This is a genomic window from Streptomyces qinglanensis (genome assembly GCF_900111245.1).
Classification (GTDB): Bacteria; Actinomycetota; Actinomycetes; order Streptomycetales; family Streptomycetaceae; genus Streptomyces; species Streptomyces qinglanensis.
Window position 1 is genome coordinate 556,336 of sequence record NZ_FOGO01000004.1, and the last position, 12,419, is coordinate 568,754.

A 12,419-nucleotide genomic window follows, 5' to 3' on the forward strand; every position below is an offset into this window, starting at 1 on the left:
GGGAGCCCCGGAGGCCGGGAGCCGGACGAGGCCCCGCTTCGGCCGACGATGCTCCTGTCGGTCGTCACGGCCCGGCATGCCGAGGGTGACCGGCAACTCCGGGGCCGGAACGGGTTCGGCGGCGGCGACGTGCTCGGGCAGGAGGCCGGCGACGGCGGTACGGATGGCGCCGCGGCTGACACTGTCTGCCATCGGTGAACACCACCCCGAGCGGGCGCAATGGTCATTACGCTCCAGTCGTATGACGACGGTGACAACCCGTACGGTCGAATACCCGGCCGACGACCTGACGATGAGCGGATACCTGGCGCTCCCGGCCGGTGCCGAGCGCCGGCCCGCAGTCCTGATCGGACCCGAGGGGATGGGGCTCAGCGATGTCGAGCGCCGACGGGCCGAGGCTCTGGCCGAGTCGGGGTACGTGGCGCTGGCCTTCGACCTCCACGGCGGACGCTGTCTGGAAGACCCGGAGGACATGTTGGCCCGCTGCATGCCCCTGCTGGCCGATCCCGACCGCATGCGCGGAATCGGTCACGCCGCGCTCGATGTGTTGCGTGCCGAGTCACGGGCCGACCCGGACCGGATCGCCGCCGTCGGCTACGGCACCGGGGGCGCGGTCGCACTGGAACTCGGTCGCGATGGCGTCGATCTGCGCGCGATCGGGACAGTCAACGGACTGACCACGGGCCGGCCGGGCGAGGCGGCACGCATTCGCTGCCCGGTATGGGCCGGGGTCGGTTCGGAGGACCCGATCATGCCGCCCGCGCAACGGGAGGCGTTCACCGCGGAGATGCAGGCCGCGGGCGTCGACTGGCGCCTGGTGGTCTACGGAGGAGCCCTGCACGCCTTCCACCACCCACCGGTCGACCACCCCACGGTCCCCGGCGTCGGCTACCACCCACGGCACGCACAGCGAGCCTGGCGGGACATCGTCGACCTGCTCGCCGAGTGCCTGCCCGTCACGGATTGATCCGATCGGCTCCTGACACTCACTCCCGCCCGCCGTCGTCGTCTCCGTCCCGTTCCGGGGCGTCCGGGGCGCGGGTGGTGTCTCGAAGGAGGCCCACGACATGGCGGTGCGGCGCATGATCCAGGCGGGCGTGGTGCCGATCACCTGGATGGCCGTCCTGGGCGAGTGGCAGCGCGACTGGGCGCGTGAGGAGACCGTGCCGGGCGCCGCCGAGATCCAGCAGCAGCACGGCGGTGCCAGCGGTGTGGCCTTCGCCTGGGAGATGCAGCTCCTCGCCGGGCGCGAGGGCAGCGCCGCCTGAGGCGACCGGCGCACCGGCTCCCGCCGGTGCGCCGGATTCCGGTGAGCGCCACTTCGAGGTGACGCTCGCTGATTCCGGTGTCGATGCCCCGACCGGATCGACCGACGGGAAAGAACGCTCAGAAGAAGGGTGCTTGGAGGACACGTGTCAGTTCGAGTGAGTGACATTCCGGAGGCCGGGCGGTACGAGGCCCACTGAACACCCGGATGGCAGCGACGGAGGCGGTATGAGCGGCCGAGCCGGGAAGAAGACGTACGAGGGAAAGTCCATCACCGTGACCTTCGAGGCCGGGCGCTGTCTGCATGCCGCCGAATGCGTCCGCGGTCTGCCGGAGGTCTTCGACCCGGGCGAGCGCCCGTGGATCCGGCCGGACGGTGCCGAGGCCGAGCGCCTGGCCGAAGTGATCCGGCGCTGTCCCTCGGGTGCGCTGCAGTACGCACTGGAGGGGTATGTGTGCCGACCGCGGTCACGGCCCAAGAGCGGAGAGCGGGAGGTGAGGACCGCCCCACCGGACCGGGCCTCCCGCACCCCCGCGCTTTCACGCGGTCATTCGTCGCCCCTGGGACCGAGGAGACCGGACTCGTTCGGCTAGCGGTCCGGCGGCCCCTCGGGTGCGTCCGGGGGCTGGTTTCCGGCCGAGCCCTCCGGGGGCCGGCGCCACTCCGCCGGGTCCGTGTCCGGAGAGGGCGCCTCACCCGGGCCCTCGCCCCACGGGTCCTCCGGAGAGGCCGCTGTCGGGCCGGGTCCCGGCGGCGGCCGCTGGTGGAACTCCACGGTGACGGTCTCGAACCCCTTGAAGGTCTCCGTTGTCGCGTAGGAGGTGTACGCCCGGCGGTCGGCCCAGTTCAGCCACACCCGGTCGGTGAACGGGGTCAGCAGACTCCGGGGCCACAGCCGGTGGGCCCGCACCACACTCACCTCGGCCGCCACCATGAAGATCAACGCGCCCAGGTAGATCCAGCCGAGCAGACCCAGGACGATGCCGAACATCCCGTAGGTCGCGCTCGCGCCGCGGAGCACATTGGTCGCGTAGTACCCGCCGGCCCACTGCAGCACCTGCCATGCGCAGGCGGCACCGAGCGACTCCGCCCACAGCCTGCGCAGCGCCACCTGATGGTGGGTGAGGAAGCTGTAGGTGGCCAGCAGCAGCCCGGCGTTCACGGCCACCGCCACCAGCGTGATCGTCGCGCGGAGTCCGGTGCCCAGGTCGGTCCCGAACGCCTTGGACTCCGAGGTCGCCAGCGACAGCAGCAGCGTCACGGACAGTCCGCAGGCCACTGTCATCAGGAACAGCATCCCCTTCAGCCGAGACCTGAAGGGGTCGTGCCGCTGGTAGCGCGGGACGGCCCAGATCTTGTTGAGGCTGTACTGCGCGGCCTGAGCCGCACCCAGGCTCCCGTACAGGCTGCCGAGAATGCCGATGGCGAGGGCGATGCCGTTGCTGCGGAAGGCGTGGATCCGTCCCCTGAGCTGTTCCCCGAGCACCGGGAACTCCCCGAGCACCGAGTTCAGCAGTCGCCGCTGGAGCTCGGGGTTGTCCTCCAGGAAGAAGCCGAGACCGGAGACGAAGAGCAGCAGCACGGGGAAGATCGACAGGAAGGTGTAGTACGTGAGGAGCGCGACGAGGTAGAGGGCCTGGTCGTCGAAGACCTTGTAGACGACGGCCAGCGGCAGACCGGCCCAGCGGTGCCGCTGCTGAAAGGCGTCGATCCGCTGCGCCGTGCCCATGCCCATGGCCCGTCGGACGCCTCCTCGACCTGCCCGTCTGCCCGTGCGCCCGACCGTTGCCTCGCGGTCGTCGCCCGCACGGGGAACCAGGTGCGGGGGTTCGTGCTGCCGGGCGGGAAACCCCGCCCGGCGCCGGTACCGGTCCGCCCTCGCCGTCCCAGCCAATCCCAGGCCGTGCCGGTGCGCACCCTCCGGAGAGCCATCCGGCGGGTCCGGAGCCACGGGGCGGCGGCCGGAACCGTGAAACGGCGCCGGAACCACGAAACGGGCGGCGCAGCCCTTCCTGGCGCTGCTCCGCCCGTTCCGGACGCGCATCAGATCCTGCGCGTCGTGCCTGTCTCCGCTGTCCGCGGGTCAGCCGGCGGGCTTCACGTCTTCCGCCTGCCCATGAGGGCCAACCCCATGACCGCGAATCCGCAGAGTGCTGCCACACCTCCCGCGACCACATTGTTGACCACGATCTGCGCTGTGTCCGGAGCGCCGTTGATCACCCACTGCGAGATGATCACCCAGGCTCCGAGCAGTGGCGCGGTCCATCCCAGCAGATGCGTCCGCTCGTAAGCGGAACCGAATCCGAAGGCGAGCACCGCGAACGCCAGCCCCACGATGAGGTTGCTCGCCGCCAGGCTCGTCGTCCCGTTGAAACCGACCACCCATGGCGAGATCGCTATGTAGAGGCCGGAGAGGAAAGCCAGCCCTTCAACGATCTGCGCGACCGGAGTGGATCCGGCCTTCTCGTACCGGGCTCGCATCTCCACGAGGTCGGGGTGGTGCTCGATGCTGCTACCGGTAGTCGGCACTGCCATGGTCGTCCTCCTTCCTTGGAGTGCCTTCGGTGAACGGCTGAACCGTTCACCACTCCTCTAGAGTGACCAGCAAACGGGGTAAATCACCCCATCCAGTGTGATTTATAGCACATTCAGGTGGATCAGTCACCCCCTGGTTGCGCTGGGTGGCCAGGGGATCACGGTGATGTACTCGCTGCTCTCCTGGCCCATGCATAGGGGACGGCATGGAACGGCTGCGACAGGACGAGCCACGGCGGCTGTCGCGCCCCGACCCGGGCGCGGCCGTCAAGGGGCAAGGCCGCTCTCCGCGGACGGCCGAACCGGCGTGGCTCGAAGGATCGCTCCCGGGGTGGCGACCCCGGGAGCACATGCGGGACGACGGTCCGGAGCCGGACCGGGGCACCCTGCTGCACAGCGGCACCAGCCGCGCGGCTGGTCTTCTGACACCGGGGTGGCTGCCGAGGAAGACGGCGCGGCCTCACCGCGCAGCCGGCAGCCGCTCGCGCCCTCGACCGACGAGGGCCCGTCTCCCGCTCCCGCCCCTGCCCCGACCCGGGCGGACGGCACCGCAGCGGTCGACAGTTCGCCCGCGCCCGGTGCCCCCGGCGACCCGGCAACCACGGGCGGCGGTGCGACACGGCCGTCGAGGGGCTGTGACACGAACCGGACCGCTACGGCGGGTGATTGCGCTACCGTGCTGCGAGACGTGCCGAAGCCGGGCCACGTCGAAGGCGGAAGACGGGGAGGGTTCCAGATGGGAATGAACGGTGCGGACCTCGAGCGGCTGCGGGAGCTCGCGGGGAAGTTCGACGGCGACGCGACCCAGCTCCAGGGACTGATCACCAGGTTGCAGTCGGCCTGCAACGACAGCGGTAGCTACTGGACCGGTGGCAAGGCGCAGCAGTTCCGCGGTGAGTGGGAGAGCCTGAAGCCGACGTTCGACAAGTTCGTGGAGACGCTGCGGGAAGCGGGGCGCGCCGCGCGGACCAACGCGGACAACATCGACCACGCCACCAACTGACCCGGGGCGGGGCGCTCGACCCCGCGGAACTGTTCGCGAACCGGCGGGCCGCAGCCGACCAGGCTGCGGCCCGCCGTGCGTGCCCGGCCCGGCCGGAAGGGGCCGCGGGACCCCGCGTACCCGGCCTGGCAGTGGGCAGCGCCTGCCCCGGGGCACCGGATCGGGGCACCGGATCGGGGCACCGGGCCGGAACGGAACCCGTTCCCCGGGCCGTGTCCGGTGCCCCGAACCGAACCGAACCGAACCGCACTCGAACCGAACCGGACCGGACTCGAACCGGACCCGGACCGGGTTGCGGGGCCCGGCCCGCCGGTCTCACTCGTCCACGACCGCCTGAACGGCCGTCATCTCGCCGCTGCGCACCAGCAGTCCGCGCCCCAGCACGCCGGACGCCGCGGCGCGGGGCAGCCGGACGGAGAACAGCTCGCCCTCCGCGTTGTTCTGCGGCGAGAGCAGCAGACCGCTGCGTGCCCGCCGGGCCTCTTTGACGAAGCCGCGGTACTGCGAGGTCAGTGCGTCCGTGGTCCCGGCGGCGACCAGGCCGTGCCCGCCGTCGACTCCGCTGCGCACCACTCCCTCCAGCGCGGAGTCCAGCGGGGTGTCGTGGACGAGCTCGGCGTCGTCCACGACCACCGCGTACCGGCCGTCGGCCGCGGCCCGCTCCAACAGCTCCTGGAGCGGCGCGGCGTCGGTCATGTCCTGGAGCACGCCCAGCACCCCCGGCTCGTCCGCCAGCTCGCGCAGGGGTGAGCGCTTGGGGGTGACGAGGACGAGCGGCAGACCGGAGCGCAGCAAGGAGCGTGCCGCCGCGCACACGGACGTCGAGCGGCCCGACTTGGGCGGTCCCGCGATGACGAACCCCGGACCCTCCTGCCCGAGGTCCACACCCGTCGGGGCCAGCTCGTCACCGCCCACCCCCACCAGCACCCACAGCGGGGACGGCGGAGCGAACTGCGGGTCCAGCGCCCAGGCCGCGGTGGCGGTGGCCCGGCCCGGGAGCGCGTCCACCCGCATGGGGCGCTGCGCACGCGGCGGATCGCCGTGCTCGACCGCGGTGCGCTCGGCGATCCGCCGGACGGCGGCCACCTGGGCCCGGCCCGAGGGGTCGCGGTCCAGCAGGGCGAGCTGGCTCTCCCGCACCCCGTCGTCGCCGGGCCGCAGACAGCGGCCCGGCGGCAGATGAGAGGGCACGTCCCTGGGCGTCATCCCGGCTGTCGAGTAGTCGTTCGGGTCGGCCAGCCGCAGGACGAGCCGGTCGCCGAACGCGGCGGAGACGGGGCCGGACAGTCCGCCGCGGCCCGCGGACATCACGACCCGCAGACCCACCGAAGGGCCCTCGCGGAACAGTTGGGTCATCCCGTCCACGAGCTTGCCGTAGTCGTAGGACTCGAAGGCCGCGGTATAGCTCTCCCAGTTGTCCAGCAGCAGCACCAGCCACGGCAGCCGCTCCTCGGGGGAGGCGGCGCCCGCGCGCTGTTCCGCGACGTTGGCGGCGCCCGCGCGCGCCAGGATCTGCTGGCGGCGGACGAGTTCGGCCTGGAGCCTGGCCAGCAGCCGGGTGAGCCGGTCGGTCTGATCCCGGGTGACGACGGCGCCGCAGTGCGGCAGCACCGAGAGCGGGACCAGGGTGTTGGAGCCGCAGTCCACGCCGTACAGATGCACCTCGGCAGGCGAGGCGCTGTCGGCCAGCGCGGCGGCGATGGTCCGCAGTGCTGTCGAGCGCCCCGAGCGCGGCCCGCCGACCAGCAGCAGATGGTCGCCGTCGACCAGGTCCAGGGTCAGCGCCTCGCGGGCCTGCCGGGCCGGAACGTCGGTGACGCCGAACACGACGGGCGCGATGTCGCCGCGCCGCCCGGTGCCGGAACGGGGCGCCTCGGCCACCGTCACCAGGTCGGAGAGCGGCTCCAGCCAGGGCCGGTACGGCTCCGGGCGGTCCAGCGCCGCGGCGCTCCCGCGCACCGCCTCGACCAGCAGCGCCAGATCGGTGAGCGGGTCGTCCTCGGAACTCCCCGGCAGCTCGGGCCGGTTGGGTGCGGGCAGGCCCAGATCCGTCCACTCCACCCGCACCGCCCACGGCTCGGTGGTGCGCTCCGCGGCCGTCTGCGGCCGGCGCCCGCCGACGCGGCCCGACTGGAACGGCAGCAGCGAGGAAGCCCCCAGCCGCACCAGAGCCCGCCCCGGGGTGTTCTTGGAGATGGCGGCGGAGTCCGGCGCGTCGATGACGTCCTGGCTCTCGGAGTTGTCCGTCACCCGCAGCGCGATCCGCAGGTTGGTGTTGGCGCGGATCTCGGGCGAGACCACGCCGCCGGGCCGCTGGGTGGCCAGGAGGAGGTGGATGCCCAGGGAGCGGCCGCGCTGGGCGATGTTGACCAGTCCGCTGACGAAGTCCGGCAGTTCCCGGGCCATCGAGGCGAACTCGTCGACGACGATCAGCAGCCGGGGCAGCGGAGCCAGCGAGGGGTCCCGGCGGGCGGCCCTCTCGTACGCCTCGATGTCCTTGGCGCCGACCGGGTCCAGGATCCGCTCCCGTCGGCTCACCTCCGCGTCGAGCGAGACCAGCGCCCGCTTGACCAGGTGGGAGTCGAGGTCGGTGACCATGCCGACGGTGTGCGGGAGCTGCTCGCAGCCCTTGAACGCGGCGCCGCCCTTGTAGTCGACCAGGACGAAGTTCATCGCGTCCGGCCGGTTGGCCACCGCCAGCGAGGCCACCAGCGTCTGCAGCAGCTCCGACTTGCCGGATCCGGTCGTGCCCGCGACCAGCCCGTGCGGGCCGTCGCGCACCAGGTCGATGGTGAACGGGCCGTCGAAGGAGGCGCCGACCACGCCGGCGGTCGAGCGGCCGCCCGCCGCCCAGCGCGCCGAGATCGCGGCGGCGGACGGCGGCTCCAGCTCCAGCAGGTCCAGCAGCCGGCAGGCGTCCGGCAGCGCGCCGCTCTCCTTCTCGCTCACATCGCGGACCGGTGCCATGGCGCGGGCCACCGACTCGCACCAGGCGGGCGGCACACAGTCCGGCCGCACCGACTGCACCGGGCTCCCGCCGAACTGCGACACCTGCAGCAGCCCGAAGTGGTCCTCCTCCACCAGCGCCCGGCACTCCTCCGGCAGCAGTCCCCGGTCCGCGTCCAGGCACACCAGATGGATGCCGAAGCGGGGGCCCTCACGGAGCAGCTGCGTCAGTCCGGGCAGCGCACGCAGCCGGCGGGAGCCGTCCAGGACGACCAGCACGGACGGTCCGCGCCACTGGTCGTCACCGCCCGGCCGCCGCTCGCCGGCCGCTTCCTGACGTGCGCCGAGCAGCGCCAGCAGTTCACTGATCCGGCGGGCCACGCTCTCCGTCTCGGTCCCCAGCAGCGCCACCGCGCCGTGGCCCTCGCGGCCCCGGGCGTGCGGCAGCCACCGCACCCACTCCCAGCTCTCCCGGCCGGACGGATCGGTCAGCACACAGACGGTGAGATCCGCCGGGCTGTGCAGCACCGTCGCCTGGGCCACCAGCCAGCGCCCGAGGGAGCGGGGCAGTTCGCCCCGGCCCGCGACCCCGAGGACGCCGTGGGTCCGCAGCGGCACCGACACCGGCACCTCGGCCAGCAGCCGCGGCTCCGTACGGCGGTGCTCCTGCTGGTTGGGGTCGCTGACCTCCACCTCCGAGGGCAGTGCGCCGGTGCCGATCCGGAGCACGCCGTAGTCGTCGTCCTCCAGCCGCCGCTCCCACAGCCGCTGGCCGGGGCCGGTGGCCGCGATGTACAGCTCCGCCGGGTCGGGGCAGGCCAGCCGCCGCGCGGCCGTCTCCTCGGCCATCGCCCGGCGCGCCTGGTACTCGATGGAGACCTTGTGCTGTTCGTACTCGCGGCGTTTGTGCCGGTGCGACCTGCGGCCGTGCCGCCGGTCGTAGAAGTGGTTGGCGACCAGGGTGACCGGGGTCAGCACCGCCATGATCAAGTAGAGGGCGCTGCCCAGCAGGACCACCATCGCGACGGCGGCCAGCAGCGGCGCCAGCGCCACCGCCCACGGCAGCGGCCGCGTCTCCGACTGCTTGGGCCTGGACGGCAGTCGGAACTGGGTCCTGCGCGCCGGCGGCGTGATCCGCGGCGGGCGGTTGAAGTCGAGCCCCGTGCCGTCCTGCGAGGGTTTGAGCGCGGCGTCCGGGAAGGCGGGCTCACGCAGTTCGAACAGGGAGTGCCCGGCCGCCAGGACACCGCGCCGCCGCCAGGTCCCGCTCTCGTGGAGCCGGCTGCCGTCCATGGTGACGCTGCTGCCGAACGCCGGTGTGACGGTCACGGAGCCGTCGAGGGCCACATCGATCTCGCAGGCGGTGCTGGGCAGCGTGCTGTCGGCCGGCCGCACCCACGCCTCGGGGCCGCTGCCGACGACGGCCACGCCCGGCCCCAGCCGGTACACACGCCCGGCGTCGGGTCCGCCCACGAGCCGGATCTCCACGGTGCCCTGAGCCTCCGGACCGGGGCACGCGCCGGGCGCTCCCACCGAGAGCGTGGCGCCGTCCCGGACGGGGGAGCCGGCCACCGGGACGGTGGGATCGAGAGGGCAGCCGTTGACATGCAGGACGGGCGCGCCGCTGTCCGTGCCCCTGCCTGTGCCCCCGTCCGGAGGGCCGCCCGGTGCGGCGGCGCCCAGTTGCCGGCCGACCTCCCGCGCGAGGGCCCCCACCGGGGCGTCGGGCTCGACGTCCACCAGCAGATCCGCCCGCCGCCCGCCCGCGGCGTCGGCGGCGGTAAGCCGCAGTTCCATGGGAGCTCCCCCGTGGTCGGCCGGTGCCCGCTCCGCGGACCGGTACGCGTACGTCCGCGTCCCAGACTCGTCGCCCCGTGCACCGATGCGCTCTGCTCCGGGTAGCAATCATGCAACAGCGCGCTCGGCCGGCGCAGTTCCTCCTGGGATCGAAACCTGGTCCGAGGGCTGGAGACGTGTCCTGCCCGGGAGCGGACGCGGACGCCGCCCGTCGCCGTCCTGGCCGGTCCCGGCGTCCCGGCCGGTCCGCCTGCCCCCGAGGCGGACCTGTTCACCGGACCGGCGCACCGGCGGGGGCAGGCCAGCGCAGTCTCCTACGAGGGGCACGCCTCCGGCTGAAGGCGGCGGCAAGGTGACGAGCGACGGCATCCCCTGCGGCTTCGAGGCGCGACGGCGGGCAGCGAACAGATCACGTCGTCGGCCGGCAGCACCCCGGCGCGCCGGATCCGAAGACCGGCGAACCCACCGTCGTGCCGATCAGGTGAACCGCCGCATGCGCGGGTGCCGTGGCTGCTCGAGCTCCCCGGGGGGGAGCCTCACTTCGGCTTCTCCTCCCCGGCTCTGGTGATCAGCCGCTGCTCCTCTGCCGGGTAGGAGTTGAAGAGATAGTTCAGCGAACTCATCCGGCCGTTGAAGTCGCCGGCCCATGTGTCGGCCGCGGTGCCCGCCCAGGTGTCGGAGCCCATGAGGTCGGTCACCGCCTTCAGCGCGGTGCGGACGTTTCCCACCGCGGATTCGATCTTCGCCATGTCCTGCCTGCACAGATCGGCTTCCTGCTGGCCCATGCCCTCCCCCTTCAGTTGGCGGTGTTTCCGCGCTCGAACGCGTCCCGCATGCCGTCGTCGAATGTGTCCAACTTGCCACCTTGGTGCCGCGCGACCTGCTGCCACCAACTGTTGAAGTCTGTGAGGTCGCTCGCGTTCTTGAGGTCGATCCGTCCGTTCGCCCATTCCGGGTGTCCCTCGGGGGGCTTGATCTTTCCGCTGACGACCAGACCCTGCAGGAGGGGCAGCCGCATGGAGGACTGGTCGTCGTAGAACTTCGGCCCGGCTTCTTCCTGGTACTTCTGCGCATTGTCCGTGGAGAAGCTCTCCTTCACCGCGGGCAGGCCCGCTGCGATCGCTGTCTGCACCCATTCGCCCTCGATGGGCAGCCCCGGGACGGCGGTGATGGCGCCACCGACGGAGTCGACCCACAGCACGGTCTTCTTGTTCGCCTCGTCCTGGAGCTTCTTCGCGTCGAGGCCCGTCCGGTGGGCACCGGCGGTCACGACGCCCCGCAACTCGGCCAGGTTGTTCAGATACGTCGTCGCCTCCGGGCTGCCCATCCCCTGCGCCGCCGTCAGGGAGATCTGCGCGTTGACGGAATTGACCAAGTGACCCGCGTCGCCGTGGTTCTGCGAGATCATGCTGATGAAATCGAGTGCCGTCTGGTGGCCGACGATCAGCATGCCGTTGCTGTTCGCCCCGGTTGCGGGAGTGGCCGCCTGGTTCTTCGGCATGCCGTGCGACTGCGCGAAGTCGGGCACATATGTGGCGAACACCTGCGCCAGGGCGTGAGTGATCCGGTTCGGGACCGGGTACTGCGACTTCTCGTATTCGCCCTTGCCCTTCTCGTCGCCGTACTCGGCCGCGCCCGCGTTGATGACATTGGCGGCCGCCTCCGCCGAAAGGTGCGGGTGGCCCTTCCGGTCCGTGGTGGCGGCGGTGATGACGGCGGCCGGCCACCGCGCCTCGTCGAACGACTGCGGGCCCGGGGTGTGCCACCTGTCGTCGACCAGTACCTTGGCGTGCTTCGCGCCGTCGGGCCCGGTCAGCAGCAGGCGGGAGGCGTCCGGATTCTCACTGACACGCTGCATGAGGATGACCGACGGGTCGTTGGCGGCGATGCCCTGGATACGGGCTGCCGCGTCCTCTCCGCCCACTGTCAGGTACGAGACCTTCAAGCCCAGGCTGTGATACCAGGGGTTGTCCGACTCGACGTAGCCCCCGGGGACATAGCCGAGGCCCGTGATGCCGGGCGCCGAATAGTTGGGGCGCATCTGCTGCTTCGAGCGCCAGTCCAGCATCGCTCCGCCCACGGTGGACAACAGCGTGGGATCCCATTTGTCGCCCTTGGGGCCGTACTGGAAGAGCATGCCGACGGACCACATGTCACCGTCCGGCGGACTCGTCAGCTTCTTCGCATAGTCGGCAGGGAGCTGGATCTTCCCCTGCTGAGCCAGGCTGGTCGCGGACTGTACCGCCTGCCCGAACCTGCCGAGGATCTGCTGCGACTCCTGGGACAGCACGTTCTTGCCGTGCGTGCCGTCCTGGTTGTGCAGATACCGGGCCGCGCGCACCGAGGCGTCCAGACCTCCGGCGTTCATGAACGCCTGGAGAAAAGCCGGGTCGTCCGCGTGGTCGGCCAGCGACTGGGAGAGCAGCCGAATCCTGGCGCGCGCACCCGGATCATCCGGGTTGTCGAGCGTCGCCAGCAGTGCGCGAGCCTCCAGTTGCCCCTCCGCCCTGGTGTCGATCTCGGAGACATCCCACTGGATGTTCGCCCAGGTCGGCCGAGGGCTGTTCGGATCCCTGAACGCGGGCTGGAGAAAGTAGCTGTAGGCCAGATCCGCCCGCAGGGACATGTTCCGTGCGTCGTCCCCGACCTGGGTGGTCTGCTGCCGCAGCACGCTCTGGCCGATCGTCCCCTCCCACTTGTCGAACAGGTCGCGGATGACGCTTCCTTCCCTGTCCAGCGCGTCGGCCAGCCCTTTCAGCGCGTCGGCCAGCTTGCGCAGCCGAAGCGGGTCGACCCCGGTGAACTCACCCATTCCGCTTGCTCCCCCCATGGCAGCCGGGCGTCGGGCGCCCGGCAGGCGCTCGATACCAC

At 72.0% G+C, this 12,419-nt stretch carries 8 protein-coding genes and 1 pseudogene; 4 read left to right on the forward strand and 5 right to left on the reverse strand.

Annotated features, from left to right (window positions below):
- Window positions 1-241 precede the first annotated feature (241 nt).
- The 3 genes and pseudogenes from BMX65_RS12300 (at window position 242) to BMX65_RS33475 (ending at window position 1,860) form a co-directional block, all read left to right on the forward strand.
- Window positions 242-967, forward strand: coding sequence for a dienelactone hydrolase family protein (locus BMX65_RS12300; protein ID WP_075000230.1), 726 nt, complete (start codon window positions 242-244; stop codon window positions 965-967).
- Between the two features lie 70 nt (window positions 968-1,037).
- Window positions 1,038-1,268, forward strand: a pseudogene (locus BMX65_RS12305) (hydrolase); the annotation flags it as partial.
- Window positions 1,269-1,494: 226 nt separating this feature from the next.
- Entirely contained in the window at window positions 1,495-1,860 is a 366-nt protein-coding gene (locus BMX65_RS33475; RefSeq protein ID WP_239501994.1) for a (4Fe-4S)-binding protein, read from the forward strand.
- Here the strand turns inward: BMX65_RS33475 and BMX65_RS12315 are convergent.
- Together BMX65_RS12315 and BMX65_RS12320 are read right to left on the reverse strand one after the other, a co-directional pair.
- The gene (locus BMX65_RS12315) at window positions 1,857-3,002 is read right to left on the reverse strand and encodes a YihY/virulence factor BrkB family protein (RefSeq protein WP_075000231.1); all 1,146 of its coding nucleotides are present in this window, start codon (window positions 3,000-3,002) and stop codon (window positions 1,857-1,859) included. The two genes, BMX65_RS33475 and BMX65_RS12315, sit on opposite strands and share 4 nt — an antisense overlap.
- Before the next feature lie 362 nt (window positions 3,003-3,364).
- Complete coding sequence (locus BMX65_RS12320) at window positions 3,365-3,802, reverse strand: SPW repeat protein (RefSeq protein ID WP_075000232.1); 438 nt, start codon at window positions 3,800-3,802, stop codon at window positions 3,365-3,367.
- Window positions 3,803-4,538: 736 nt separating this feature from the next.
- Between BMX65_RS12320 and BMX65_RS12325 the strand changes: the two genes are divergently transcribed.
- A complete protein-coding gene (locus tag BMX65_RS12325; RefSeq protein WP_019354028.1) occupies window positions 4,539-4,805 on the forward strand; it encodes a WXG100 family type VII secretion target in 267 nt (88 codons plus the stop codon).
- 315 nt (window positions 4,806-5,120) lie between these two features.
- Here the strand turns inward: BMX65_RS12325 and BMX65_RS12330 are convergent, their stop codons facing one another.
- The 3 genes from BMX65_RS12330 to BMX65_RS12340 all read right to left on the reverse strand — a co-directional run bounded on the left by BMX65_RS12330 (window position 5,121) and on the right by BMX65_RS12340 (window position 12,360).
- Window positions 5,121-9,548, reverse strand: a complete 4,428-nt coding sequence (locus tag BMX65_RS12330; RefSeq protein WP_075000233.1) for a type VII secretion EssC family protein — start codon at window positions 9,546-9,548, stop codon at window positions 5,121-5,123.
- 536 nt (window positions 9,549-10,084) lie between these two features.
- Window positions 10,085-10,333, reverse strand: a complete 249-nt coding sequence (locus BMX65_RS12335; protein WP_075000234.1) for a hypothetical protein — start codon at window positions 10,331-10,333, stop codon at window positions 10,085-10,087.
- Window positions 10,334-10,344: 11 nt separating this feature from the next.
- On the reverse strand, window positions 10,345-12,360 hold the full coding sequence (locus BMX65_RS12340; RefSeq protein ID WP_075000235.1) for a hypothetical protein: 2,016 nt from the start codon (window positions 12,358-12,360) through the stop codon (window positions 10,345-10,347).
- Window positions 12,361-12,419 lie beyond the last annotated feature (59 nt).

Bases quoted from the DNA above. Each gene is read 5' to 3' on its own strand.
- BMX65_RS12335 (WP_075000234.1), bottom strand. From the start codon at position 10,333: ATGGGCCAGCAGGAAGCCGATCTGTGCAGGCAGGACATGGCGAAGATC.
- BMX65_RS12330 (WP_075000233.1), bottom strand. From the start codon at position 9,548: ATGGAACTGCGGCTTACCGCCGCCGACGCCGCGGGCGGGCGGCGGGCG.
- BMX65_RS33475 (WP_239501994.1), top strand. From the start codon at position 1,495: ATGAGCGGCCGAGCCGGGAAGAAGACGTACGAGGGAAAGTCCATCACC.
- BMX65_RS12325 (WP_019354028.1), top strand. From the start codon at position 4,539: ATGGGAATGAACGGTGCGGACCTCGAGCGGCTGCGGGAGCTCGCGGGG.
- BMX65_RS12320 (WP_075000232.1), bottom strand. From the start codon at position 3,802: ATGGCAGTGCCGACTACCGGTAGCAGCATCGAGCACCACCCCGACCTC.
- BMX65_RS12300 (WP_075000230.1), top strand. From the start codon at position 242: ATGACGACGGTGACAACCCGTACGGTCGAATACCCGGCCGACGACCTG.
- BMX65_RS12315 (WP_075000231.1), bottom strand. From the start codon at position 3,002: ATGGGCATGGGCACGGCGCAGCGGATCGACGCCTTTCAGCAGCGGCAC.
- BMX65_RS12340 (WP_075000235.1), bottom strand. From the start codon at position 12,360: ATGGGTGAGTTCACCGGGGTCGACCCGCTTCGGCTGCGCAAGCTGGCC.